Source organism: Nocardia arizonensis (assembly GCF_001310275.1).
GTDB classification, from domain to species: domain Bacteria; phylum Actinomycetota; class Actinomycetes; order Mycobacteriales; family Mycobacteriaceae; genus Nocardia; species Nocardia arizonensis.
The window spans coordinates 14,676-38,976 of record NZ_LGYZ01000057.1 but is presented as its reverse complement, the minus strand read 5'-3'; the positions used below and the strand labels follow the sequence as shown (position 1 = coordinate 38,976).

At 70.4% G+C, this 24,301-nt stretch carries 23 protein-coding genes; 21 read left to right on the top strand and 2 right to left on the bottom strand.

The features are described 5' to 3' along the window. The first annotated feature begins 130 nt into the window (after positions 1 to 130). Positions 131 to 1,468 carry a lipase family protein gene (locus tag APZ21_RS10490; protein ID WP_054813069.1) on the top strand — a complete coding sequence of 446 codons (1,338 nt, stop codon included), beginning with the start codon at positions 131 to 133 and terminating at the stop codon, positions 1,466 to 1,468. A 12-nt stretch (positions 1,469 to 1,480) separates the two neighbouring features. Here the strand turns inward: APZ21_RS10490 and APZ21_RS10485 are convergent, their stop codons facing one another. Further along, positions 1,481 to 2,989 carry a sugar transferase gene (locus APZ21_RS10485; RefSeq protein WP_054813068.1) on the bottom strand — a complete coding sequence of 503 codons (1,509 nt, stop codon included), beginning with the start codon at positions 2,987 to 2,989 and terminating at the stop codon, positions 1,481 to 1,483. A 449-nt stretch (positions 2,990 to 3,438) separates the two neighbouring features. Here APZ21_RS10485 and APZ21_RS10480 point away from each other — a divergent pair, with 449 nt between their 5' ends. The 19 genes from APZ21_RS10480 to bfr all read left to right on the top strand — a co-directional run bounded on the left by APZ21_RS10480 (position 3,439) and on the right by bfr (position 23,109). Beyond that, positions 3,439 to 4,701: a class I SAM-dependent methyltransferase gene (locus APZ21_RS10480; protein ID WP_054813067.1), complete on the top strand. Its 1,263-nt coding sequence runs from the start codon at positions 3,439 to 3,441 to the stop codon at positions 4,699 to 4,701. Beyond that, positions 4,698 to 5,480: a glycosyltransferase family protein gene (locus APZ21_RS10475; RefSeq protein ID WP_054813066.1), complete on the top strand. Its 783-nt coding sequence runs from the start codon at positions 4,698 to 4,700 to the stop codon at positions 5,478 to 5,480. Before APZ21_RS10480 ends, APZ21_RS10475 begins: the two co-directional genes overlap by 4 nt. Continuing rightward, positions 5,477 to 6,127, top strand: coding sequence for a PIG-L deacetylase family protein (locus tag APZ21_RS10470; protein WP_054813065.1), 651 nt, complete (start codon positions 5,477 to 5,479; stop codon positions 6,125 to 6,127). The genes APZ21_RS10475 and APZ21_RS10470 overlap by 4 nt, the downstream gene beginning before the upstream one ends. 4 nt (positions 6,128 to 6,131) lie before the next feature. Beyond that, positions 6,132 to 7,178, top strand: a complete 1,047-nt coding sequence (locus APZ21_RS10465) for an NAD-dependent epimerase/dehydratase family protein (protein WP_054813064.1) — start codon at positions 6,132 to 6,134, stop codon at positions 7,176 to 7,178. A gap of 7 nt (positions 7,179 to 7,185) precedes the next feature. Beyond that, positions 7,186 to 8,304: a class I SAM-dependent methyltransferase gene (locus APZ21_RS10460; protein WP_054813184.1), complete on the top strand. Its 1,119-nt coding sequence runs from the start codon at positions 7,186 to 7,188 to the stop codon at positions 8,302 to 8,304. Positions 8,305 to 8,644: 340 nt separating this feature from the next. Beyond that, positions 8,645 to 9,475: a glycosyltransferase family 2 protein gene (locus tag APZ21_RS10455; protein WP_054813063.1), complete on the top strand. Its 831-nt coding sequence runs from the start codon at positions 8,645 to 8,647 to the stop codon at positions 9,473 to 9,475. 38 nt (positions 9,476 to 9,513) lie between these two features. Next, on the top strand, positions 9,514 to 10,563 hold the full coding sequence (locus APZ21_RS10450; protein WP_054813183.1) for a glycosyltransferase family 4 protein: 1,050 nt from the start codon (positions 9,514 to 9,516) through the stop codon (positions 10,561 to 10,563). Continuing rightward, positions 10,560 to 11,747 (top strand): glycosyltransferase family 4 protein, encoded by a 1,188-nt coding sequence (locus tag APZ21_RS10445; protein WP_054813062.1) that lies wholly within the window; start codon positions 10,560 to 10,562, stop codon positions 11,745 to 11,747. Before APZ21_RS10450 ends, APZ21_RS10445 begins: the two co-directional genes overlap by 4 nt. 263 nt (positions 11,748 to 12,010) lie before the next feature. Beyond that, on the top strand, positions 12,011 to 13,252 hold the full coding sequence (locus APZ21_RS10440) for a lipopolysaccharide biosynthesis protein (protein WP_054813182.1): 1,242 nt from the start codon (positions 12,011 to 12,013) through the stop codon (positions 13,250 to 13,252). Further along, complete coding sequence (locus APZ21_RS10435) at positions 13,249 to 14,253, top strand: CgeB family protein (protein WP_054813061.1); 1,005 nt, start codon at positions 13,249 to 13,251, stop codon at positions 14,251 to 14,253. The genes APZ21_RS10440 and APZ21_RS10435 overlap by 4 nt, the downstream gene beginning before the upstream one ends. An 18-nt stretch (positions 14,254 to 14,271) precedes the next feature. Then, a complete protein-coding gene (locus APZ21_RS10430; RefSeq protein ID WP_239476571.1) occupies positions 14,272 to 15,645 on the top strand; it encodes a hypothetical protein in 1,374 nt (457 codons plus the stop codon). After that, entirely contained in the window at positions 15,642 to 17,081 is a 1,440-nt protein-coding gene (locus APZ21_RS10425) for a hypothetical protein (protein ID WP_082392987.1), read from the top strand. Before APZ21_RS10430 ends, APZ21_RS10425 begins: the two co-directional genes overlap by 4 nt. Positions 17,082 to 17,106: 25 nt before the next feature. After that, entirely contained in the window at positions 17,107 to 18,444 is a 1,338-nt protein-coding gene (locus APZ21_RS10420) for a glycosyl hydrolase family 28-related protein (protein WP_054813059.1), read from the top strand. A gap of 6 nt (positions 18,445 to 18,450) precedes the next feature. Continuing rightward, positions 18,451 to 19,020 (top strand): YdcF family protein, encoded by a 570-nt coding sequence (locus APZ21_RS10415; protein WP_054813058.1) that lies wholly within the window; start codon positions 18,451 to 18,453, stop codon positions 19,018 to 19,020. A gap of 18 nt (positions 19,021 to 19,038) precedes the next feature. After that, entirely contained in the window at positions 19,039 to 20,370 is a 1,332-nt protein-coding gene (locus APZ21_RS10410; RefSeq protein ID WP_054813057.1) for a glutamate-1-semialdehyde 2,1-aminomutase, read from the top strand. After that, the gene (locus APZ21_RS10405) at positions 20,367 to 21,512 is read left to right on the top strand and encodes a glycosyltransferase (protein WP_054813056.1); all 1,146 of its coding nucleotides are present in this window, start codon (positions 20,367 to 20,369) and stop codon (positions 21,510 to 21,512) included. Before APZ21_RS10410 ends, APZ21_RS10405 begins: the two co-directional genes overlap by 4 nt. 33 nt (positions 21,513 to 21,545) lie before the next feature. Next, positions 21,546 to 22,205, top strand: a complete 660-nt coding sequence (locus APZ21_RS10400; RefSeq protein ID WP_054813055.1) for a class I SAM-dependent methyltransferase — start codon at positions 21,546 to 21,548, stop codon at positions 22,203 to 22,205. Between the two features lie 151 nt (positions 22,206 to 22,356). Further along, the gene (locus tag APZ21_RS32875; protein ID WP_082392986.1) at positions 22,357 to 22,548 is read left to right on the top strand and encodes a (2Fe-2S)-binding protein; all 192 of its coding nucleotides are present in this window, start codon (positions 22,357 to 22,359) and stop codon (positions 22,546 to 22,548) included. 81 nt (positions 22,549 to 22,629) lie between these two features. Continuing rightward, entirely contained in the window at positions 22,630 to 23,109 is a 480-nt protein-coding gene (bfr, locus tag APZ21_RS10390; protein WP_054813180.1) for a bacterioferritin, read from the top strand. 78 nt (positions 23,110 to 23,187) lie between these two features. Here the strand turns inward: bfr and APZ21_RS10385 are convergent, their stop codons facing one another. Further along, the gene (locus APZ21_RS10385) at positions 23,188 to 23,730 is read right to left on the bottom strand and encodes a hypothetical protein (protein ID WP_054813053.1); all 543 of its coding nucleotides are present in this window, start codon (positions 23,728 to 23,730) and stop codon (positions 23,188 to 23,190) included. Between the two features lie 160 nt (positions 23,731 to 23,890). Here APZ21_RS10385 and APZ21_RS10380 point away from each other — a divergent pair, with 160 nt between their 5' ends. Further along, a complete protein-coding gene (locus APZ21_RS10380) occupies positions 23,891 to 24,229 on the top strand; it encodes an STAS domain-containing protein (RefSeq protein WP_054813179.1) in 339 nt (112 codons plus the stop codon). Positions 24,230 to 24,301: the final 72 nt, after the last annotated feature.

Genomic DNA, 24,301 nt, shown 5'->3' with positions numbered 1-24,301 from the left:
CGTTCGCGCGGGCGGATAACCATGTTACTCTTCAGTATCGGTCGCGCTGTGACGAGTTTCATGACAGCACCGTCACCGCGACCGAGGACACTCCGGCGACGGCGCCGGGTGGAGCAACGGAGAGATATCGATGCAACAGCAGCGAGGGCGGCGTTCCCGTCCGGGTTCGCTACCCCGGGCCGGTCGTGTGGCCGCCGCGGTGGCGGTGGCGTGTGTGACGGCGATCGCCGCGGTGGGGGGCGACACCCCGGCGGCGATGGCCCAGGGGCCGGTCAGCGCCTTCTACGTCCCGCCGGCACAGATTCCGTCCGATCCCGGCGCGATCATCGGGTCCGAACCGATGCAGATCTTCGCGACCGTGCCAACGGCCGCGGGCTGGCCGACGCGGGCGCAGCGGGTCATGTACACCTCGCGATTGCAGGACGGCTCCCCCGTCGCCGTCTCCGGCACCTATATCGAGACCGGCGCCCCGTGGCAGGGCCCGGGTCCGCGCCCCACCGTCGTCATCGGCCCCGGCACGGCGGGTCAGGGTGATCAGTGCGCCATGTCGGTGGCCTTCTCGACCGGCCTGACCTTCGCCGACGGACTGTCCATGTCGGCCAACCAGGAGGCGCCCTCGGCGGCGGTGTGGAGCGCCATGGGCGCCCGCGTGCTGGTCACCGACTACATCGGCCTCGGCACCCCCGGCATCCACACCTACGTCAACCGGATCGAGAGCGCGCACGCCATTCTCGACGGCGCCCGTGCGGCCAACTCCCTGGGCGGCGTCGGCTCCGACACCCCGGTCGTGTTCTGGGGCTACTCGCAGGGCGGCGGCGCGACGGCGGCGGCGACGGAGTTGCAGCCGGAGTACGCGCCCGAACTGAACCTCAAGGGCACCTGGGCGGGCGGCCCGACCGCGGATCTGGCGACCATCCTCGAGCGCATCGACGGCGCGCTCATCGGCGGCGCGATCGGCTTCGCGATCAACGGTCTGCTCGCCCGCTACCCGGAACTCAACCGGGCGCTGGACCGGCTGGTCAACCCGAGCGGCCGGGCCATGTTGCAGACCCTGAGCCAGGAATGCATCGGCGATGTCATCCTGCGCCAGCCGTTCCTGCGGACCGGCACCATGACGGTGGACGGCCAGTCGCTGAGCACGCATCTGCACGAGATCCCCGAGGCCGCACCGGTTCTGGCCGAACAGCGGGTCGGCAACCTGATGCCCGCCGCCCCGGTGTTCATAACCAGCGGACTCAATGACGACACCGTCCCCTACAGCCAGGCCCGCCGCCTCGCCGAGGACTGGTGCGCCAAGGGCGCCACGGTCACCTTCCGCACCAACGACCTGCCGCCGATCCTGCCGGGAATGACCATTCCGAACCACTTCGGCCCCGAGATCGTCGACGGGTTCGGACCGGACAACGCCATCGGCTACCTGATCGACCGCCTGGCCGACAAACCGGTCTCGGGCTGCTCGTTCGACTGACCGCACGTCGCGTCAGTACGCGCCCTCGCCCTCGGCGACCGCGCGCACGGTCTTGGCGATGATCCGCAGATCCAGCAGCATGGACCAGTTCTCGACATAGGAGATATCGAGTTCGAAGGATTCCTCGGGCGCGAGGTCGGACCGACCGCTGACCTGCCACAATCCGGTGATACCGGGGCGAACGAGCAAGCGCCTGCGGGTGATTCCGTCGTAGGAGTGCACCTCCCGGCGCACCTGCGGGCGCGGGCCGACCACGCTCATGTCCCGGCGCAGCACATTGTAGAACTGCGGGAGTTCGTCGAGGCTGTACTTGCGCAGGAAGCGGCCCAAGGAGGTGACGCGTGGGTCGTTCTCGAGCTTGAAGAACAGCGGGTTGCCGCCGTTGGACGCGATGAGCGCGGCGGCGTGCCGGTCCGCGTGCACGTACATGCTGCGGAACTTGACCATGCGGAACGGCTTGCCGTCCATGCCGATTCGCTCCGACAGGTAGAAGACGGGACCGTCGCTGGTGAGTTTGACCGCCGCCGCGATCACGAGCAGCGCTGGGGCAATCAGGATCAGCACCAGCAGCGAGAAACACACGTCGAAGACCGCCTTGCCCAGCGACAGCGCCCGATCGTATCGGGGTCTGCCGATGTGCAGCATCGGCATACCCGCCAGGACCTGACTCGACACGCGGGTGCCGGAGACGTCCATGACGCCGGGGGCGACGATGAGTTCGGCGCCGATCGTGTCCAGTTCCCAGGCCAGCTCGCGGATGTCGTCGGGCCCGAGTCGATCGGTGGCCGTCACCACCACCGTGTCGGCGCCGGTACGGCGGGCCGCGCGCACCACCGAGCGGTCGTCGCCGACGATCGGGATTTCGCGCCCGGCGACGCTGATGACGGGCGCGGCGTCCGTATCGAGACCGGTGGCGGTGCAGACGCCGACCACGTGGTAGCCGTGGGCGTGATCACGCGAGAAGGCCGCCGCGATGGCGCGCGCGGCGTCCGCGGCGCCCACGACGAGCACCGAATGGCGGTAGCGCCCGCGAGCGCGGCGGCGGCCCGCGTGCCCGCGCCACATGGCCCGGGTGCCCGCGAGCCCGATCAGCCCGAGCGGCAACGCCAGCGCGAGACAGTCGCGGGCGATCTCGGTGCCGAGCACCAGCGAGGCGATGGCGATGAGCCCGAACAGGCGCAGGGTCGCCGCGAACAGCCTGCGGTATTCGACGCTGCCCGCGCCGACGGTGCGCGCCGAGCGAGAATCGTTCCAGCCCAGCAGGATCGACCAGGCCGCGACGACACCCGCGGACAGCAGCAGGTGCGCCGCGTCCGCGCGCGGGTCCCAGCTCAGGGTCCGCGGGGCCGCCGGGTCGAAGGTGAACAGCTGGGCCAGCGCGACCGCGGCCGTCACCACGGTGACGTCGGTGAGGATCAAGCGACGCACGTAACCGGCGCGCCAGCCGCCCCGTTCGCCCGAACCGGCGAAGTTCAGGCGCAGGTCGACCGCCCCGCCGGGCGCGCCGAGTTCGAGAACCATGAGAAGTACCTGCTTGAAGCTTGGATCATCCTGATTTCCGCGGTCCGCGATCGGTCGCGGTATGTCGCCGGCGACAGCGCGTCCGGCGACGTTGCGCGAAGACGATCAGTGGCCGGGCCGATCTGTTGCGAAAATATTGCTCTCTCACACGCTTCCGCACAAGCGTTGCGACCCAGGTCACAATCGGTAGCGCGGAATGCATATGGGGCGTCACAGCCGTACCCGGCGGCAGCGCCGAATCGGCGGTCGACGTCGGATTCGCCGACGGGCCGGGCTCCGGTGGTAACTGAAATCATGCTGCTCGCCGTTCGGCCGCGGAATTCGTCCTACCCACGACTCGCGATTCCGGCGCGCGGATGCTAATTTCTCCACCGTCGGCAGAGAAGTCCGCTTCTCGGGCTGCGGGGCGCCGTCGATATCCAGAACATGTATTTCCGAGTGGAGCCCGCGTGCGTTGTCGTCTGTGTGACTCGGTCCGGCTTTCGAGCGTGCTGGACCTGGGAGCCACACCTCCGTGTGAGAAATTCCTCTCCGCCGCGGACCTCGACCTCCCCGAGCTCACCTACCCGCTGCACCTTCGGGTGTGCGAGCAGTGCCTGCTGTTGCAGATCCCGGCGCTCATCACCCCCGAGGAGACCTTCACCGAATACGCCTACTTCTCCTCCTACTCCGACAGCTGGGTACGGCACGCGCGCGCCTTCGTCGACGAGGCGCTCGGCAGGCTCGGACTCGGCCGGGACTCGTTCGTGGTCGAGGTCGCCAGCAACGACGGCTATCTGCTGCGAGGCGTGGTCGAGGCCGGGGTGCCCTGTCTCGGCGTCGAGCCCTCGGTCAACGTCGGCGAGGCCGCCCGCGAGCGTGGCGTGCCGACGCTGACCGCGTTCCTGGACGAAACCGTCGCGGCAGGCGTGCGGGCCGAATACGGACCCGCCGACCTGGTGGTGGCGAACAATGTCTACGCGCACATTCCGGATCTGCGCGGCTTCACCCGATCGCTGCGGACACTGGTGGCCGAGGACGGCTGGATCTCCATCGAGGTCCATCACGCGCTGAATCTGGTGCGCCACGGTCAATTCGACACCATCTACCACGAGCACTTCCAGTACTACACCCTCGCCTCGGCCCAGCGCGCGCTCGCGACCGCGGGCCTCGCGGTCGCCGATGTGACCGAACTGCCGACCCACGGCGGCTCGCTGCGCATCTGGGCGCGCCCCGAGGCGGTGGCCGAGCCGAGCGAGCGCGTCACCGACCTGCTGGCCCGCGAGGCCGCCGCCGGACTGCATCGGGTCGAGGGCTACGCGCCGCTGCGCGCCCGCGCCGAGGCGGTGCGCCACGACCTGCTGCGCTATCTGCTCGACCAGCGCGCCGCGGGTAAGCGGGTGGTCGGCTACGGCGCGCCCGGCAAGGGCAACACCCTGCTCAACTACTGCGGCATCCGGTCCGACCTGCTCGAATACACCGTGGACCGCAACCCCTACAAGCACGGACGCTACACACCGGGTACGCGGATCCCGATCCACCCGCCCGAACGCATCGACGCCGACCGCCCGGACGTGGTGGTGGTGCTGCCGTGGAATCTGGAAACCGAGATCACCGCCCAGCTGCGTCACGTCGGCTCCTGGGGCGCGGTGCTGGTCTACCCGATGCCCACCGTGCGGGTGGTGGCCCCGACCCCGATCGGTCCCGACAGCGTGGAGGTCGTCCCGGTATGAAAGTCGTGCTGTTCTGCGGCGGCTACGGAATGCGCATGCGCCACAGCGACACCGACGTGGTGCCCAAACCCATGCAGATGGTCGGCCCGCGCCCGCTCATCTGGCACGTGATGCGCTACTACGCCCACTTCGGGCACCGCGAGTTCGTCCTGTGCCTCGGCTACGGCGCCCACCACATCAAGAACTACTTCCTCACCTACCAGGAGACGATGTCCAACGACTTCGTCATCCGCAACGGGCAGGTGGAACTGCTCGGCTCCGATATCGCCGACTGGACCATCACCTTCGTCGACACCGGCGTGGAATCGGCCATCGGCGAACGGCTGCGCCGGGCGCGGCCGTATCTGGACGGCGACGAGGTCTTCCTCGCCAACTACTCCGACGTGCTCACCGACGCCCCGCTCGACCAGATGATCGCGCGGCTGCGCGAGTCCGGTGCCGCGGCCTCGATGATGGTGGTGCCGCCGCAGTCCTCGTTCCACTGCGTGGAGATGCGTCCCGACGGTGAGATCAAGGAGATCACACCGGTGTCGCGGCTGCCGATCTGGGAGAACGGCGGATATTTCGTGCTGACCCAGGAGGTCTTCGACCATCTGCCGCCCGGCGGCGACCTGGTGGAGGATGCCTGCGGCGCGCTCGCCGCCCGCGACCGGCTACTCGGCTACCAGCACTTCGGCTTCTGGAAACCGGCGGACACCTTCAAGGAGCGCGCCGAACTCGACGCCGCCTACAACCGCGGCGACCGGCCGTGGATGGTGTGGGAGCGTCCCACCTCGTGATCAGCCTGCGGACCGGTCGGCTCACCGAGATCGCGGTACTCGGCGCGCACTGCGACGACATCGCCATCGGCATGGGCGCGACACTGCTCACCCTCACCCGCCGCGATCCGGCTCCGCGGGTGCGGGCGCTGGTGCTGTCGGGTGCGGACACCCCGCGCGCCGCGGAGGAGCGCGCGGCGCTCGAAGCGTTCTGCGGTGCGGCCGAACTGGAGCTGACCGTGCTCGACGTACCGGACGGGCGCGCGCCCGGACACTGGTCTCGGGTCAAGGACGCGGTGGCCGCGTTCCGCCGGGGCGGCGAACCGGATCTGGTGTTCGCGCCGCAGCGTCGTGACGCCCACCAGGACCATCGGCTGCTCGCCGAACTCACGCCGACGGAGTTCCGCGACCACCTCGTGCTCGGCTACGAGATCCTCAAGTGGGAGACCGACACCCCCAGACCCGATGTGCTGCATCCGATTCCGGCGGAGCTCGCCCGGGAGAAGGTCGAACTGCTGCGGCGCTGCTACCCGTCGCAGGCGCATCGCGACTGGTTCGACGACGCGGCGTTCCTCGGGCTGGCGCGCATCCGCGGCGTGCAGTGCCACGCCGAGTACGCGGAGGGGTTCGTGCTCGACAAGGCCGTCATCGATTTCGGAGGGGCATAACAGGATGCGGGTACTCGTCACCGGCCATCTGGGCTATCTCGGCACCGTCATGGTGCCGGTACTGCGCGCGCGGGGACACGAGGTGACCGGCCTCGACATCGGCTATTTCGCCGACTGCGTGCTCGGCGCGCCGCCCTTGGATCCGCCGGGTATCGCGGCCGACCTGCGCGAGGTCGAGGCCGCGCAGCTGGCCGGATTCGACGCGGTGGTGCACCTGGCCGCGCTGTCCAACGATCCGCTCGGCGCGCTGGTCCCGCAGATCACCCATGACATCAACCATCACGCGTCGGTGCGGCTGGCGCGGCTGGCCAAGGACGCGGGCGTGAAGCGTTTCCTCTACGCCTCGACGTGTTCGGTGTACGGCGCGGCGGGCGAGGCTCTGGTGGACGAATCCGCGCCGTTGCGCCCGCTGACGCCCTACGCGCAGAGCAAGGTCAGGGTCGAGGACGACGTGGCGGCCCTCGCCGATTCCGAATTCAGCCCGGTATTCCTGCGCAATGCCACCGCCTTCGGATTCTCGCCGCGGCTGCGCGCCGATATCGTGCTGAACAATCTGGTCGGCCACGCGGTGCTCGACGGAGTGGTCAAGGTGCTCTCCGACGGCACGCCGTGGCGGCCACTGGTGCATGCCGAGGACATCGCGCGCGCCTTCGCGGTCTGCCTGGAGGCGCCCGTCGAGGCGATCCACTGTCGCGCCTACAACATCGGCAACGAGGCCAACAACGTCACCGTCGCCGAGATCGCGCACGCGGTCGCGGACGTCGTGCCCGGCTCCGAAGTGGTGATCACCGGCGAGTCGGGCGCCGATCCGCGCTCCTACCGCGTCGATTTCACCGCCGCCCGGCGCGATCTGGGGTTCGAGGCGCGGTGGAGCGTGGCCGACGGCGCCGCCGAGTTGTACACCGAATACCGCGACCGCGGACTCACCGCCGCCGACTTCGCCGATCGCTTCGTACGTCTGGCCCGTCTGCGCGCACTCGGCGAACGCGGCGTCATCGACGCGGAACTGCGTCGTGTGGACGCCCGCGCGGCGGAGGCGATTCCGGGATGACCACGCGATGAGCGATCCCTTCGCCACGCGGTGCCGTGCCTGCCGGGGCCGGGAGCTGGTGACCGTACTCGATCTCGGACGGATGCCCGCGGCCGACCACTTCCCGCCGGCGGGGCAACCGGTGCGCGCCGGTGAGGCGGCGCATCCGCTGAGCATGCGGCACTGCCGCGGCTGCGGTCTGACTCAGTTGGGCGCCGACGACACCGACACCGCCGAGCCGCGCGGGGTCGAACCGCGCGCACTGCGCGAGCAGGCCGCCGACGCGGTCGCGCGGGTCGCCGAGTCGGGGCTGCTGACCGGTCGCACCGTGCGCGAATTCGGCAGTCCGCACGGGGGAAGCTGGCTCGGGACGCTGGCCGAGCGCGGCTTCACCCCGACCGAGGATCCCGCGGACGTGGTGCTCGACAGTTTCGGACTCATGCACGAACCGGATCAGCGGGCGGCCTTCGCCGAGCGGGCGGCGGCCACCGCGCCCAACGGGCTGCTGCTCGTGCAGTACCATTCGCTGCACACCATCGTGGCAGGAGAACAGTGGAATGCGTTGCGACACGGTCACTTCGCTTACTACACGCTGTCGGTCCTTCGCGATCTGCTTCGCACGGCGGGGTTGTCGGTGCGCAGTGCGTGGGAGTTCGATCTCTACGGCGGCACGGTGCTGATCGCGGCCCGGCGTCCGCACGACGCGCCGCACGACGCCTCGGTCGCGCGGGTACTTGCCCGTGAGGCGGGTACCGACGACGCGGAGGTGCTCACCGGGCTCCAGCGCGCCGCCGACCGGCAGGCGGTCGCGTTGCGCGCGGAACTGGAAGACCTCGCGGCACGGGGTTCGCGGGTATACGCCTACGGCGCGGCCTCGCGGGCGGTCGCGTTGCTGCGGCTCGCCGGGGTGCACCGCGGTCTGCTCACCGCGGTGGCCGACGCCTCCCCCGGCAAACAGGGCAGGCGGATGCCGGGCACCGACGTGCCGATCATCTCCCCCGACGAACTCGTCGCGGCGCGACCGGATCGGGTGCTGCTGACCGTGCCGGATCTGCGCGCCGAGGTCGAGGAGCGCTACCCGCAACTGGCCGGTCGCTGGCTCGCCGACGCACCGCACGCACTCTCCGGGGAGCGGCCGATCCGGTAGTTCACGAAATGGGGCTGACCTGGTGTGAGGTCGCCCACGTGCGGTGAAACGGGGTTCCCACCGCCGGTGAATCAAGATAGCTTTTCTATTGCTGCATTACGCAACGAGGGCATTATGGAAAATCACGGGACAGCGCCGGGGATCGCTCGGCCGCACCGTCGTCGACACATCCACTACGACTGCCGTGCGCGATTCCCATCGCCGACAGCGTATTCGCCCTTCGACCTCGCCGAGCGGGCATGACCTGGGCGAACATATGCCGTCCAGCGTGCCCGCATCACCCATGTGATATTGCCCCGCTGTCGCCGAATTCATTTTCGTCCCATTAGAAGGAGGGGATGTGGTCAGCCTTTCGGTCTGTGTCCCCGCCTATGAGGCCGGACGGACCCTGGAACCCACGCTGCGTTCGATCCTGAATCAGGACGCGGACTTCGAATTGCTGGTGCTCGACAACGCCAGCACCGACGCCACCGGCGAGATCGCCGCATCCTTCGACGACCCGCGTCTGCGGGTGGAGCGCAACCGGACTCCGCTGCCGATCGGCGACAACTGGAATCGCGCCATCCGCCTGTCCACCGGCGATCTGGTGAAGGTGGTGTGCGCCGACGACATACTGCTGCCCGGATCGCTGAGCGCGCAGCTCGAGATCATGAGCGATCCGGCCTTCGCCATCAGCTCCTCCCGGTTCCAGGTCATCGATGAGCGCGGCACCCTGCTGGAGACCGGACTCGGCCTGCCCGGACTGCACGGCGTGCACAGTGCACGGTCGCTGGCGCGCACCATCGTGCGGCGCGGACCCGCCGATTTCGGCCCGACCGCCGCGGCCATGTTCCGCCGCGAACACTTCGACCGGGTCGGCGGGTTGCGCGGTGATCTGGTGTTCCCCATGGACGTCGACCTGTTCGCCCGGGTCGGACAGTTCGGGCTGTTCTACGGACTCACCGAAGTCGCCGCGGCATGGCGCGATTCGACGTTCAACCTGTGCAGCCAGACCTCCACGGTCAGCAAACTCACCGAGATGCTGCGATTCCACCACCGCCTCGCCCGCGACTGCCCGCGACTGCTGTCGCCGCTCGACATCGCGGTCGGCGATCTGCGTCTGGCGCGCACCGCGCTGCACCGGCTGCGGGTACGCGCGAGCGCCCTGCTGCGAAGCCGGGTGTGGCGATGACCGGCACCCGGACCCCGGATACGCGGGTACGGGTGCACATGACCGGATCGGAGTGGTTCGGTTCGGCGCCCGGCGGACTCAATCGCTATTTCACCGACCTCTACGCCGCGCTGGCCGCGCGCCCCGAGGTCGCGGTATCGGCGGCGGCGTTCGGCGAGCCGCCCGAGGGCGGACGTTCCTGGGGGCCGACCGGCGGGTCGACCCTGCACCGGGCCCGCACCGCGTATCTGGACCGGGACCGGGGCGAACCCGCCGTCCTCGACCGGCATTTCGCGCTGTACGGGCCGCCGCCGCGCGGACGCGACGCGCTGGTGGTGCACTTCCACGGCCCGTGGTCACAGGAGAGCCGGGTGGCGGGCGCGGGCGCGCTCGCGGTGCACGCCAAATTCGCCGTCGAACGGCTGCGGGCGGCGGGCGCGCGCCGATTCGTGGTGCTCTCCGAGCATTTCCGCGATCTGCTGGTGTCGAGATACCGGGCGCCCGAGGACGCGGTGCGGGTGGTGCCGCCCGGGGTCGACCTGGCACGCTTCCGGCCGCGCGAGCCCCGGCGCGCGCCGACGGGTCCGACGGTGCTGTGCGTGCGCAGGCTCGAACACCGCATGGGCATCGATGTGCTACTGCGCGCGTGGCCGCGGGTGGTCGCGGCGCACACCGACGCGCGACTGGTGATCGTCGGCACCGGAACCGCCGAGGCGGCGCTGCGCGAGCAGGCCCGTGCCCGCGCGGACGCGGTCACTTTCGAAGGGCACATCTCCGACGAGCGGCTGGCCGAGCTGTACGCGCGGGCGCACTGCACCGTGGTGCCCTCGCTGACGCTGGAGGGGTTCGGGTTGATCGCACTGGAATCGCTGGCGTCGGGGCGCGCCCCCGTGGTGACCGACTGCGGCGGACTGCCCGATTCGGTGCGCGGACTCGATCCGTCGCTCATCGTGCCCGCGGGCGACGCGGATGCGCTGGCCGCGCGGCTGATCGCGGCGCTGGACGGCGCGGCGCCCGATGCCGCGCGGTGCCGCGCGCACGCCGAGACCTTCTCCTGGACCGTGGCCGCCGATCGGCACATCGCCCTGTACCGCGAGCTGATCCGATGATCACCGCGGTCTTCCTCACCCACACCGCGGCGCCCTCGGGCGCGGAACTGGCGACCCTGCGTCTGCTCACCGAACTGAACCGCCGCGGCGAAGTGCGCCCTTCGATGCTGCTGACCGAGGACGGTCCGCTGGTCGCGCTGCTGCGCGCACGCGACATCCCGGTGACGGTGCACCGCAACGATTTCGACAGCCGGTCGCTGACCATCGCCGGATCGGGTCCGCTCGGCCTGATCCGCGGCGCGATCGAGCTGGCGCGGCTCGGCCGCGGACTCGGCGCGGCGGTGCGCGCGGCAGAGGCCGACGTCGTCGTCGCGCAGAGCACCAAGGCTTTGCTCATGGGGGTGATCGCGGCGCGGCGCGCGCGGGTGCCACTGGTGTGGCAGGTGCACGATCGCATCGCCGCGGACTATTTCGGCGGCCCGCTGGCGTTCGGGCTGCGCGTACTCGGCTGGCTGGCCGCACGCGGGATCGTGACCAACAGCCGTTCCACCCTGCGGACCCTGTTCACCGCGGGCAGGCGCACCGCGGTCGCCTATCCCGGACTCGAACCGCTCGCCCCGGTCGAGCGCGCCGCACAGCGCGCTCCCGACGCGGTGCGAATCGTCATGGTGGGCAGGCTGACCCCGTGGAAGGGTCAGGACGTGCTGCTGCGCGCGCTCGCGCTGGTGCGGCACCGCCCGACCGGGGTGCGTCTGGTCGGCGGGACCTTCTTCGACGAACAGGACTACCGCGCCGACCTCGAGCGGCTCGCCGCCGAAATCGGCGTGCCGGTCGAATTCACCGGGCACGTGGACGATCCCGGCGCGTACTTCGCCGACGCCGATATCGCCGTGCACGCTTCGGTGACGGCGGAACCGTTCGGTCAGGTCGTCGTGGAGGCCATGCGCGCGGGCTGCGCCGTGGTGGCCGCCGACGCGGGCGGACCCACCGAGGTCGTGCGCGCCGACCGCGACGGCATCCTGGTGCCGCCGGGTGATCCGGTCGCGTTGGCCGCCGCGCTCGACCGATTGAGCGCCGATCCGGCGCTGCGTGCCCGACTCGGCGCGGCGGCGCGGGAACGGGCCGCCGACTTCGGGATCGAGGCGACCGCCGATGCCGTGACCGGGCTGCTCGCCGCGGTACTCCGCCGATCGAGCCGGGCCGGGGTGCGGCGACTATCGCACCGGACGGCGGCGGGCCGATGACGCGTTTCGCCGAGCGCCGGTCCACCGAACGCCGTCTCGCCGAGCGGCGTTTCGCCGACCGCACGGTCCCCATCCGTATCGTGCCGCGCAGCTACCCGGTCCCGTTGGACGGGCTGCGGGTGCCCGAATACGATCCGCCGACGGAGAAGATCCGGCTGCCGACCACCGCGGACCTGCCGACGGTCAAACTGCCGGTGCTCACGGTGTCCATTCCGGAGTCCGGCGACCGGCCGGACGCGGGTCGCGGTTCACGCACCCGGGAGATGCTCGGCGTCATCCGCGACATCGCCTACGTCAGCTTCGGCAAGTACGGCCAATACCTGGTCACGGTGGCGACACTACCGATCATGGCCCGGGTGCTCGGCGCGTCCGGCCTCGGCCTGCTCGCCATCGGCATGTCCTCCTACTTCCTCGGCTCGCTCGTCGTCGATCTCGGCATCACCTCGTTCCTGGCCGCCCGGATCCAGGAGTCGGGTCCGCGCACCGATATCGTGAACCGCACGCGCGGAACGTATCTCGCGATCCGCGGCGGTCTGCTCGGCATTCTCGGACTCGCGCTGGTCGGGGGGATACTCGTCGGCGCGCCCGAACATGTGCACATGATCCTGCTCGGCCTGTTCGTCGGCGGATTCTGGTCGATGTCGGAGGACTGGGTGCTGATCGGCCAGGGCCGATTCGGCGCGTCGACGCTCTATCAGGCGGTGGCGCGGCTGGCCTATCTCGGATTGCTGCTCGTCCTGCTGCCGCGCTGGCCGACGGCATCGATGGCACTGCTGTGTCTGCTCGCCTCGGCCGCGGTGAGCGTGGCGCTGACCTGGTGGGACACCTGGCGCGGCTTCGGCGCGCCCGCCCCGCCGCGCGAGGTCCCGACCCTGCTTCGGGTCGCGGCGCCGGTGGTGGCAGGGCGGTTGATGGTGACCAGTTACGGACAGGGTTCGGCCACGGTCTACGGATCGGTGCTCGACGCGGTGTCGCTCGGTCTGTACTCCGCCTCCGACCGTTTGGTGCGCGCGGTCCAATCCATGTTGGACCCCATCGGATTCGCCCTGCTGCCGCGCATGGCGCGGCGCGGCGGCGACGCGCGGTTCTGGCCCGACGCCCTGCGCGCGCTGGCCGCGTGCGTCGGCGCGGCGGTACTGGCGAGCACGGCGCTGTGGTTCGCCGCGCCGACCGTGGTGCTGCTGGTCTTCGGCCAGGAATTCGAGGGTGCGGTCGACGTGCTGCGCCTCGAGGTCGTCATCCTGCCCGCGACCACGGTGACCTCCTTCGTCACCACGGCGGTCCTGCCGGTCCGGCAGGACACCGTCGGGGTGTTGATCGGCGCGGTGACCGGCACCGCGGTCGCGGCGATCGCATTGCTGCTCGCACTGCGCACCCATTCGGTGTGGACGCTCGTCGGGGGGATCGTGGCCGCCGAATTCGCGGTGGCGGTCTGGTATCTCGCGCGCATGCGCGGGTTGATCGCGCGAGAGCGTGCCGCGACACCCGAAAGTGAGACGCGATGAAGATCCTCTTCGTCGGCGACGATTGGCTCGGCAGCAATGCCCGCTCCCTCGCCGAAGGATTCCGGGCACACGGACACGACGTGATAGTGGTCGACTCGACCCCGGCCACCCTCCCCCCGCGGCTGTCCCCCTCCTGGCTCTACGCCAAGACCCATGAGCGGCGGGCGCCGTGGACGGTCGAGCGCGTGCACACCCGGCTCGAGCGCGCCGCCGCCGAACTGCGGCCCGACCTGGTCTTCGCCTTCAAATCGGTGCACTTGGACCAGCGTCGGCTCCTCGACATCCCCGCGGCGCTGCACGTGCACTACAGTCCCGACGACGTATCCAATCCGGTCAACACCACACCGCAGTACCTGACCCACGAATCGGAATGGGATCTGGTGGTCACGACCAAACGGCACAATGTGCGCGAGCTGTCGGCCCGCGGCGTGCGGGAGGCGCTGTTCATACGCAGCGCCTACGACCCGGCCTGGCACCACCCGTGCGCGCGTCGCACCACCCGCCGGTACCTGGTGGGATTCATCGGCGCGTGCCGTCCCGACCGCCGCGACGGCATGGTGTCGCTGGCGCGCACCTACGGCGCGCAACTACTGGTGCGGGGACCGGGCTGGCGTCGGGTGCGCCAACTGCGCACCACCCGCGCCGAGGTCGCGGGCGCGGTCTACGGCGAGGATTTCTCGGTCACGGTGGCCGCGGTGACCGCGAATCTGGTGCTGCTCAATTCCGACAACCGCGACACCCACACCTGCCGCACCTTCGAGGTGCCCGCGGCGGGCGGTCTGTTCGTCGGCGAACGCACCGACGAACACGCCGAACTCCTCGCCGACGGCGCCGAGGCGTTCCTGTTCTCGAGTCGCGACGAACTCGACGAAATCCTGGAACGCTGCGCGGCCTTCCCGGATCAGGTGGCCAAGATCGCCGCCGCCGGACACCGCCGCGTCATCGAGGGCGGGCACAGCTACGCCGACCGCGCCGGGGAGATACTGCGTGCGCTCGGCTGACCCGAACGGGGCGCGGCCGTGAGCATTCCCGCCCTCGAACCCGAGATACTCGTCATCATCGCGGCATTGACGATCATGGTGATCTCGGCCGCGATCACCTCCGGCGTCCTGCGCGTGCTGATCATCGCGCAGGCCGTGTACTGGGCCATGTCGTATGTGGCGCGTCCGGCGGTCCTGCTCGCGGTGCGCCCCGAACCCCGCTTCGGCGACAACGTGGCCGATCCGCGCCTGGCCCAACTCGGCTACGACGTGGCCATCGGCGAGGTGCTGCGGCCGGTCGCCTTCGGGCTCACCATCTACGCGCTGATGATCCTGGCCTACGCGGTGTGGTCGCGCGGGCGCACGCCGCGGGTCGCGGCGCTGGCGGGCGACCCTGATCTGCTCCGTACCCTCGGCGTGCTCTACCTGCTCGGCACCCTGGCGCGACTGGCCTCGGTCGCCACCGGCGTCGCGGGTGCGGCGGGCGAGGTGGCCAGCGCCTCGCCGGTGCTGAGCCTGCTGACCATGCCCGCGACCCTCGGCGCGGTCGGCGCCATCGTCTTCCTGCGCGCCCGGCCCTCGACCACCGCGGTGATACTCGGCGCGGTGCTGCTCGGCGAACTGTGGTGGACGACCGCGATCCAGTCCAAGACGCCGGTGCTCGGCGCCGCGCTGGCCATCGCGGTGCGCTTCGCGCTCACCGGCTGGTCACGGGCCAAACTGCTTGGCATCGGCGCGGTCTCGGGTGCGGGCATCGCCGGATTCGACTGGCTGCAATCGCTGAAATCCACGCCCTACCTGCGCGCCGAGGCCGCGATCGTGGACTCGGCCTATCCCGAGCCGGTGCGGCCCTTTCTCGGTCTGCTGCGCCGCTTCGACCTGCTCGAGGCGGCCACCGACGCCTACTACACGGGTCCGTCGTCGTGGCTCTCGCCCGGTGAGGTGGTCGGTCACCTCGCCCGCAGCATGGTGCCCGCCCAGTTGCTCACCGGGGAGAAACTGCATTCGGGCACCGCCTGGGCCGACGAGGTGCGCGGCGCCTCGGTCGACATGAGTCAGATCTCGGTGTCGCTTGCCGAGGGCAATGTCAACGAGGGCTACGTGATCGGCGGTACCGCCGGTGTCGTGATCGGCGTCGCCTTCACCGCGGTCGTCCTCATCGGCTGGTCGCGGGCGCTGTACTCGCGCCATCTGGCGGCGGTCATGTTCGGCATCGCCCTGATCGAGGTGCCGGTGGTGTTCGAACGCGGCATGCTCGGCACCGCGGAAACGCTCGGGAAGTATCTACAGGTCGTCGTGCTGGCCTGGCTCACCCACCTGGTGGTGATCGAGTGGCGACGATATCGGGAACGGATGACGACCACGGCCGGGCCACCGGCGCCCGCGGTCGTGGGAGGTAAAGGAAATCAATGATGGGACTTGTCGACTACCTTCGCATCGCGCGGCGGCGCTGGGTGGTCCTGGTCGCCGGGCTGGTCCTCGGCATCGCGCTGGCGGCATTCCAGATCCAGTCGACGACCAAGACCTACAGCGCCACGAGCACGATGTACGTGTCGATGGCGACGGGCACCTCGGTCGCGGATTCCTACCAGGGCGGCCTGGCCGCCCAGCAGCGTGTGCGGTCCTATCTGGAACTGGTCACCAGTGACGCCGTGGTGGACCGTGTGATCGGACAGCTCGGCCTGCGCGTCACCCGCGAGGAGATGCGGGCCAAGATCACCGCCGACGCGCCGCCCGCGACGACACTGCTGCGGGTCACGGTGACCGACACGCAGGCCGAACGCGCGCGCGTCCTGACCGACGAGGTCGTATCCCAATTCCGCGCGCTGGTCGATGATCTGGAGACCATCGAGCGCACGGCCGCCCCGGCCGCGCGGGTCGCCGTGGTCGACCGTGCCGAACGCCCGAGCGATCCGAGCGGTCCGGGCGGCACCCGCACGCTGGCGGTCGGCGTCATCGTCGGGCTGATGCTCGGCGCGGCGGGCGCCTACGTCTGGGAGCGGCTCGACCACCGGGTGCGCACCGCGTCCGAACTCGAACCGCTCGGCACCCCACTCGGCACGGTCGGCCTCGGCACGGAGTCCGAAGTCGACGATCTGCGCGCGCTGCGGGCCCGGCTGCCGCGCAACGCCAAGTCCGTGCTGGTGGCCGCCGCCGAACGCGGGTCGGTGCCCGCGCTGGCCGCCGGACTGGCCGACAGCATCGCCGCGACCGGCGGCAAGGTGCTGCTGATCGACACCGAAACCCGCACCGCGCCGACCGAACCCGCGCGGCTCGCGAATTCGGGCGCCGGATCCACGGGAACCGATATCGATTGGCCGGTGCGCAACGGACAGTCCACGACAAGCCCGACCGACGCCGAAAGCCTGTACGAGAACGCCGCGCAGCGCACCACCGTGCTCGATATCCGCAAGATCCCGGATCATCCGCCCGCCGAGGACACCGCGGGCGACACGGCAGGCGGCGGCCTGGCCGCGGTGCTGCGCGGAGACGCCACGCTGGAGCAGGCGGTGCGCGCGCCCGGCGAACGGTCCTATGCCCGGCTGGCTCTCGGCGACGCCGACGCCCGGACCTCGGACCTGTTCGCCTCGGTGCGCCTGGACGCCGTCCTCACCGAGGCCGCCGCGCGCTACGACCGCGTGCTGGTCGGCGCGGCCGGCACCGACGCGCTGGCGATGGCGGCCAAATGCGACAGCACGGTGGCCGTCGTCCCACTGCCCGCGTCCGATCCCGAACGGGTCGGCGACACGCTGGGCGCGCTCACCGCGGCGGGTGCGACGCTGACCGGATTCGTCGCCGTCACCGCGCCGCGCCGGTGGTGGAAGCGGTCCGCACGGGAGCGCCGATGAGAGCGCCGCGGCCGGGAGCGCCGCGATGAGCGGGCTGCGGCGCCGCCATCTGCTCGCGGCCGGACTGGGTATGGCCGCGGTGCCGCTGGCCGCCTGCGAGCAGGCGCCTCCGGTCGCAACGACCGGCGGCGGCGCGAGTTCGCCCACGGTGCGCAATGTGCGCGACTTCGGCGCGGTGGGCGACGGCGAGGCCGACGACACCGCGGCGTTCGCGGCGGCCTGCCGCACCGACGGCACGCCGCCGGTGCTGTACGTGCCCGCCGGTGACTACAAGGTCACCGCGTGGCCGGACCTGCCCGATTTCGCGGTGGTCCACGGCGACGGCGCCGATGTCACCACGGTGTTCTGCGAAACCGACACCACACTGGTGTCGCTGCGCGGCAAACAGCGGATCCGCTTCTCGCGCATGGGTTTCTACCTGACCGGGCCGCTCGCCACGGCGATCGAGCTCACCGAATGCTTCCGGTGCAGCTTCGATTCGGTGCTGATCCGCGGCAATCACCTCAGCGACAACTTCCCCCGCTACGCCGGACAGCGCGGCGTGGTGCTCGAGGAGAACACCGGGGGCACCGCGTTCATCGACTGCGACATCAACAATTTCGGTGTCGGACTCGTGACCTCGTGCATCCAGAACTACATCAGCTCCTCCAAGTTCACCAGCAACCGGATCGGCGTGCTCGGCACCGGTAACGACCACAACGCCGGATTGTCGCTGACCAATATGGAATTCGTCTCCGACACCGACCCCGGCACCACCGACCGGCACATCCTCATCGACGGCGCGGCCAACAACTGGTGGCTGACCAATGTGTGGTTCGAGGGTGCGGAGGTAGCCGTCACGGTCGGCGCGGCGGGCAAGGGCGGACCGGCGCAGTTCGGCATGGTCAACTGCAAGGTCGCGGCACGGTCGGTAGGGGTCGAGCTGAACCACTGCCGCCAGCCGTATCTGGCGAATGTCGGCTTCGACGCCGATCCCGGCTCCAAACCGGTGGAACTGCGCGTCGACGCCAACGGCTGCCCGGACGGCACCGCGGTCAATCTGGTCTCCGGCATCGCCGAGGACATCGATCCGGGGGTCTTCCCGCCCGCCTGGCAGGTGATCGGCCGGGGCCGCACGCACCGGCCGGTCTTCAGCGGCACCGTCACCGCCGAGGCGCGCCATGGCGAGGCCGAGATACTGCGCGCCAAGGCCGCCGACGGCGCGATCGTCGCCTCCGTGCTGGCCAACGGCGCCTATGTCTCCGACCGCGCCGACGCGGGCGTGGTGCTGCGCGACGCCGAGGGCGGCTACTGGCGGCTCACCGTATCCCCCACCGGCGCGGTCGGTTCCGCGCCGCTCGGCCGCAACCGGCCGGATCGGTAGCCGACCGTGTCCGCACGCACGCCGCCCACCTCCCGGTCCCGGTCGCGCCGATGGATCGCCGCGCCCGTCGGCGTGGCGGTCCTGCTCGCGCTCGCCCTGGCCGGACTGCCGGTCTTCGTCCACCCGCAGGTCGATCCGCTGCGGCCCGCCGACGCCATCGTGGTGCTCGGCGGCACCGCCTACGAACGTTTCGACCTTGGACTGGATCTGGCCGAACGCGGATACGCGCCGGAACTGGTGATATCGGCATCGACGGGTCTGGCCGACCCGTTGATGGCGAAGTACTGCGAGCGCGAATACCCCTTCCGCGTCTCGTGTTTCGAACCCGACCCGTGGACCACGCGCGGTGAGGCGCAGGAGATCCGCCGCCGCGCCGAGGCACACGGGTGGCGTCACGTCATCGTGGTCACCTTCACCCCGCACGTGTCGCGGGCCCGCTACATCGTCGGCAAGTGTTTCGACGGCGATCTGACCATGGTGGCCAGTCCCAGCCCGTCCGGTGCGCCGTTCTTGGCGTGGATGTATCTGCGCCAGAGCGCCGGATATCTCAAGGCCGTCACCGAATTCGGCTGCTAGGAGCAGAACGTGGACCCCATGCCGAGAAGTTTCGCCCGCAGCGACGCCGCGCGGGCCCGGCTGCACGACGCGGTACCGGGCGGCGCGCACACCTACGCCCGCGGCGACGACCAGTATCCCGAGGATATGGCCCCGATCCTGGTGCGCGGCAACGGATGCCACGTCACCGATCGGGACGGCAACGACTACGTCGAATACGGGATGGGGTTGCGCTCGGTCACCCTCGGCCACGGCTACCGGCCGGTGGTCGAGGCGGTGGCCGCCGCGATCGCCGACGGGGTCAACTTCTCCCGCCCCACCGAACTCGAACTGCTCGCCGCCGAGGACTTCCTTGCGCTCGTGCCGGGCGCGGACATGGTGAAGTTCGCCAAGAACGGCTCCGACGTGACGACCGCGGCGGTGCGGCTGGCGCGCGCGGTCACCGGCCGGGTCACCGTCGCCGCCTGCGAACAGCCCTTCTTCTCCGTCGACGACTGGTTCATCGGCACCACCGAGATGAACGGCGGCATCCCCGATCCGCCGACCGTGCGCTTCCCGTACAACGACCTGCCCGCACTCGAGGCGATCCTCGCGCGCGGCGATATCGCCTGCGTACTGCTCGAGGCGGCGACCGCGCTGCACGAACCCGAGCCGGGCTACCTCGAGGGGGTGCGCGCGCTGTGCGACCGCCACGGCGCACTGCTGGTCTTCGATGAGATCATCACCGGATTCCGCTGGTCCGCGGGCGGCGCGCAGCAGGTCTACGGGGTGATCCCCGACCTGTCGTGCTGGGGTAAGGCGATGGGCAACGGTTTCCCGCTGGCCGCGCTCGCGGGTCGGCGCGAGTACATGGAACTGGGTGGATTGCGCACCGATCGGCCGCGGGTGTTCCTGCTGTCCACGACCCACGGACCCGAGACCGGATCGCTGGCCGCCTTCCGCGCGGTCGTGCACGCCTACGCCACCACCGACCCCATCGCCCGTATGGAACGGGCGGGCCGCAGGCTGCGCGCCGGATTCGAGGAGATCACCGCCGAACTCGGCATCGCCGACCGGCTGCTGGTCGCGGGTCGGCCCTCGTGCCTGATCTTCCGCACCCTCGACACCGACGGCGCGCCGTCGCAGGAGTTCCGCACCCTGTTCCTGCGAGAACTGCTCGCGCGCGGGGTACTCGGCCAGTCGTTCGTGACCTCGGCCGCGCACACCGACGCGGATATCGACCACACCGTCGCGGCCTGCCGCGCCGCCGCCGAGACCTATCGCCGGGCACTCGAGCACGGCGGCGCGACCCCGTTCCTCGGTGGCCGACCGGTCGCGCCCGCGTTGCGCCGCTACGCCGCCCCGCGGCAGTTGGAAGGAGTCGCGCGATGAGCGAACCGCGTATCGCCCTGGTACACGAGCGTTTCACCGAATACGGCGGATCCGAGGCGGTGGTGGGCGAATTCGCGCGCACCTGGCCCGGCGCGCGCGTATTCGCCCCGATCGTCGACGCCGCGGCCGCCCCCGATATCGCCCACCCGCCGTGGGACACCATCGCCGACACCTGGCTGTCGCGCGCCTACGCCGCGACCGGTCGACGCTCGCACGCCCCGCTGCTGCCGCTGGTCCCGCGCGCGCTGCGGAATCTGCCGCTGCGCGAGGGCTACGACGCCGTGGTGATCAGCCATCACGCCTTCGCCGCACAGGCGGCCTTCGCCACCGACGCTCCCGTCGTGGCGTATGTGCACAGTCCGGCGCGGTGGGCCTGGGAGCCCGCCTTCCGCGCGCGTGAGGCGGGCGGACTCGCCGGTCGCGCCGCGCTCACCGCCCTCGGCACGCTGGCGCGCCGGGCCGAACGCGCCGCCGCCCCCCGGCTGACCTCGGTGGTCGCCAACTCCCACGCCGTCGCCGACCGGGTGCGCGACTGGTGGGGACTGCCCGCGACGGTGGTCAATCCGCCGGTGCGGCTCGACCGTTTCGCCCCCGACCCTGCGGTGCCGCGCGAGGACTTCCTGCTGTTCGCCGGGCGGCTCGTCCCGTACAAGCGCCCCGATCTGGCGGTGCGGATCGCCCGACGCGCGGGCTGTCGTCTCGTCGTGGTCGGCGACGGACGTTACCGACGCCAGTTGGAGGCCATCGCGGGACCTGAGACCACCTTTCTCGGCGCGGCGCCCGACGACGTGCTGGTCGACATGTACCGCCGCTGCCGTGCGCTGCTCATGCCCGGCGTGGAGGATTTCGGCATCGTCCCGGTTGAGGCGATGGCCTGCGGCGCACCGGTTTTCGCGGTGGGCGCGGGCGGCGCACTGGATACCGTCGTCCCGGGCGTCACCGGTCTGCACGTCCCGTTCGGCTCCGATGAGGAGGTGGTCGAGGCATTCGCCGAGGCGCTGGTCCGCGACACCGGCTCCTACGACGCGGCGACCGTGCGGGCGCACGCCGAATCCTTCGGGCCCGAGGTGTTCCGCGCGCGGATGGCCGAGGTCGTGTCGAGTGTCATCGACGGTGCCGGGCGCACGCCGAGTCGCACTTGACCTCGAGCGCGGTTGGGGTTGCACCATGAACACATGACACAGGCCCCGGAATTCTGGAACACCGTCTACGACACCGACACCGCACCCTGGGTGATCGGGGAACCGCAGCCCGCCGTGCTCGCACTCGAACGCGAGGGAGGTATCCGCGGGCGGGTGCTCGATCCCGGTGCGGGCGCCGGTGAGCACACCATCGCGCTGACCGCGCTCGGCTACGACGTGCTCGGCGTCGACCTTTCCCCCAGCGCCGTCGCCTACGCCCGCCGCAACGCCGAGGCCAAGGGCGTGCCGGGAGCCCGGTTCGAGGTGGCCGACATGCTCGCGTTCGCCGATCCCGCGGTCACCGCGCCGGGCGTCTACGACACCATCATCGACAGCGCCCTGTTCCACATCTTCGGCACCGAACCCGACCTGCGCGCCACCTACGTGCGGGCGCTGCACCGGCTCTGCGTCCCTGGCGGCACCGTACACATCCTGGCGCTCTCCGACACAGAGCCCGGTTTCGGACCACGCGTCGGAGAGCAGCTCATCCGTTCCGCCTTCGCGGGCGAGGGTTGGGATCTGGAAGACCTCGCCCCCACCACCTACCGCGGCCGGATCACCTCCGTGGTCGCCGAGGACGCCGCCCGCCACGGTCTGCCCACGGAGGGACAGATCGACACCGCGGCCTGGGCGGCGCGCATCCGGCGGCGCTGAGACGCCGATCGCGAGGTGAATCCCGCCGCGCAGAATTCGGTACAGAAGGAGAGTTCCCATTCGCCGGAGCGCCTGCTATACATTAGGGGAGGCTTACCTCCTTGAGTGGAGGCTAACCTCTGGAAACCCGCTCCTGGCCGACGAGGGTGTCATGTACGTCTGTATCTGCAACGCAGTCTCCGAGGGAGACGTACACAACTGTGTTTCGGCAGGCGCGTGCACCGTCCGACAAGTGAAGAACGCCTGCGACTGGAAGCCGGGTTGCGGCAGCTGCACGGCGCGGCTGGCGGAGGTGATCGGCCGGGCCAGGCTCTCCACGGCGGCTTCGAACCCCGCCGCCTGACCTGCGACACACCCCGCCGGCGATTCGACACACCCGATCGTGAATGCACGATCGGGCCGTTGTTGTGCCACCATGCAGGGCATGGAAGGCGACCAGGACATCATCACGCTGCTCAACGAGCAGCTGACGGCCGAGCTCACAGCGATCAACCAATACTTCCTGCACGCCAAGATGCAGGAGAACTGGGGCTACCCCAAGCTGGCTCGGTACACCCGTCACGAATCCTTCGACGAGATGAAGCACGCGGAGATCCTCACCGATCGCATCCTCTTTCTCGAAGGACTCCCGAACTACCAGAAGCTCAACCTGCTTCGTATCGGTCAGACCGTGCCCGAACAGCTGCGCGCCGATCTCCAGATCGAGATGGAGGCCGTCGACCGGCTGCGCCGCGGCATCGACCTCATGCGTTCGCGTGGCGACGTGACCTCCGCGCGCATCTTCGAGAACATCCTCGAGGACGAGGAGAAGCACGTCGACTACCTCGAGACCGAACTCGAGCTGGTGGAGAAGCTCGGGGAGGCACTGTACCTCCAGCGCTACACCGAGGCGCCCGAGAGCTGATCGTCCGGTGGTCGGCCCGCCGCGCGCATGCCCCGCGGCCGGGGTCGACCGACCACCTCTATTCGCCGGCCGAGCCGATCAGCGGGTCGAAGCGTCGGGGTCGACCCGTCCCGGCAGCGGATGTTCGAGGAACCCATCGGCGAAGAACTGCATGGAGCCGCACCCGTCGCATCGGTACGCGTGCTGGTCGAACACCTGTTGCCCCAGCTCGCTCGGGTGGTCGGAGAGAAACCCGGTGACGCCGGTGATGAACCCCATCTTCCCGAGATACCCGCGGCGGCGCAGACACCACGGGCAACTCAGATCCACCGCCGCCCGCCTGCGGGCGACGGCCTCCTCCCGCCGCCGCACCCACTCCCGCGCCCGCTCGATGTAGTGTTCCGCCTCGCCGAGGGTGAGCTGTTCGGGCGCACTCCACGGTCCCTCGTAGACCGAATCCACCGCGGTGCGCAGCTGCGCGAACTCCGCCTGCGACGCGCGCACCGTCTTGCTGCCGCGCAGACCGCCCGCCACCCGGTAGGTGATCTCGGCCCGCGACACCCCCTCGGGCAACCCGACCGACATCGTCACCCGCTTGGGGTCCTCGGCATTCGGCTTGAACTCGATCTCCCGACCCGCCATGGCCCCACCATACGGCCCCCATCCGACCGTCACGGTGGCGAGCGCGCCACCCTGTGGTTTTGCCGGGCCGGACACCACGGAGTTGCGAATTCGTCCGAGTTTGTGTGTTGTGAAGGTCGTGACCAACACTTCCGGAGACGCGTATCCCCTCGCGGACACGATGAGCACCTCCGTCGCCGCGCACGACGAGGCGACCGTGCTGACGGTGTCCGGCGAGGTCGACCTCGCGACGGCTCCCGCACTGGATACGGCGATCGAGGGCATTCTCGCGGCGAAACCCGCCGCGCTGATAATCGACCTGTCCGGGGTCGGCTTTCTCGCCTCGGCGGGTATGGCGGCCCTGGTCGCCGCGCATCAACGTGCGGGCGAGGCGACCACCATCGCGGTCGTCGCCGACGGACCCGCCACCAGCCGCCAGCTCAAGATGACCAGCCTGGATCAGGTGTTCGCCCTGTATTCAACGCTGGAATCGGCGCTGGCCGGACTACGCGGCGACTGAACGCGCTCCCGCGACGAGAAGGCCGGACGCACCGTAGCGGTGGGTCCGGCCTCCGTATTTCGGGCAGCACTC

Coding starts and splice junctions, on each gene's coding strand:
- APZ21_RS10490 (WP_054813069.1), top strand. CDS start 131: ATGCAACAGCAGCGAGGGCGGCGTTCCCGTCCGGGTTCGCTACCCCGG.
- APZ21_RS10485 (WP_054813068.1), bottom strand. CDS start 2,989: ATGGTTCTCGAACTCGGCGCGCCCGGCGGGGCGGTCGACCTGCGCCTG.
- APZ21_RS10475 (WP_054813066.1), top strand. CDS start 4,698: ATGAAAGTCGTGCTGTTCTGCGGCGGCTACGGAATGCGCATGCGCCAC.
- APZ21_RS10465 (WP_054813064.1), top strand. CDS start 6,132: ATGCGGGTACTCGTCACCGGCCATCTGGGCTATCTCGGCACCGTCATG.
- APZ21_RS10460 (WP_054813184.1), top strand. CDS start 7,186: ATGAGCGATCCCTTCGCCACGCGGTGCCGTGCCTGCCGGGGCCGGGAG.
- APZ21_RS10450 (WP_054813183.1), top strand. CDS start 9,514: ATGACCGGATCGGAGTGGTTCGGTTCGGCGCCCGGCGGACTCAATCGC.
- APZ21_RS10445 (WP_054813062.1), top strand. CDS start 10,560: ATGATCACCGCGGTCTTCCTCACCCACACCGCGGCGCCCTCGGGCGCG.
- APZ21_RS10440 (WP_054813182.1), top strand. CDS start 12,011: ATGCTCGGCGTCATCCGCGACATCGCCTACGTCAGCTTCGGCAAGTAC.
- APZ21_RS10435 (WP_054813061.1), top strand. CDS start 13,249: ATGAAGATCCTCTTCGTCGGCGACGATTGGCTCGGCAGCAATGCCCGC.
- APZ21_RS10425 (WP_082392987.1), top strand. CDS start 15,642: ATGATGGGACTTGTCGACTACCTTCGCATCGCGCGGCGGCGCTGGGTG.
- APZ21_RS10420 (WP_054813059.1), top strand. CDS start 17,107: ATGAGCGGGCTGCGGCGCCGCCATCTGCTCGCGGCCGGACTGGGTATG.
- APZ21_RS10410 (WP_054813057.1), top strand. CDS start 19,039: ATGCCGAGAAGTTTCGCCCGCAGCGACGCCGCGCGGGCCCGGCTGCAC.
- APZ21_RS10405 (WP_054813056.1), top strand. CDS start 20,367: ATGAGCGAACCGCGTATCGCCCTGGTACACGAGCGTTTCACCGAATAC.
- APZ21_RS10400 (WP_054813055.1), top strand. CDS start 21,546: ATGACACAGGCCCCGGAATTCTGGAACACCGTCTACGACACCGACACC.
- APZ21_RS32875 (WP_082392986.1), top strand. CDS start 22,357: ATGTACGTCTGTATCTGCAACGCAGTCTCCGAGGGAGACGTACACAAC.
- bfr (WP_054813180.1), top strand. CDS start 22,630: ATGGAAGGCGACCAGGACATCATCACGCTGCTCAACGAGCAGCTGACG.
- APZ21_RS10385 (WP_054813053.1), bottom strand. CDS start 23,730: ATGGCGGGTCGGGAGATCGAGTTCAAGCCGAATGCCGAGGACCCCAAG.
- APZ21_RS10380 (WP_054813179.1), top strand. CDS start 23,891: ATGAGCACCTCCGTCGCCGCGCACGACGAGGCGACCGTGCTGACGGTG.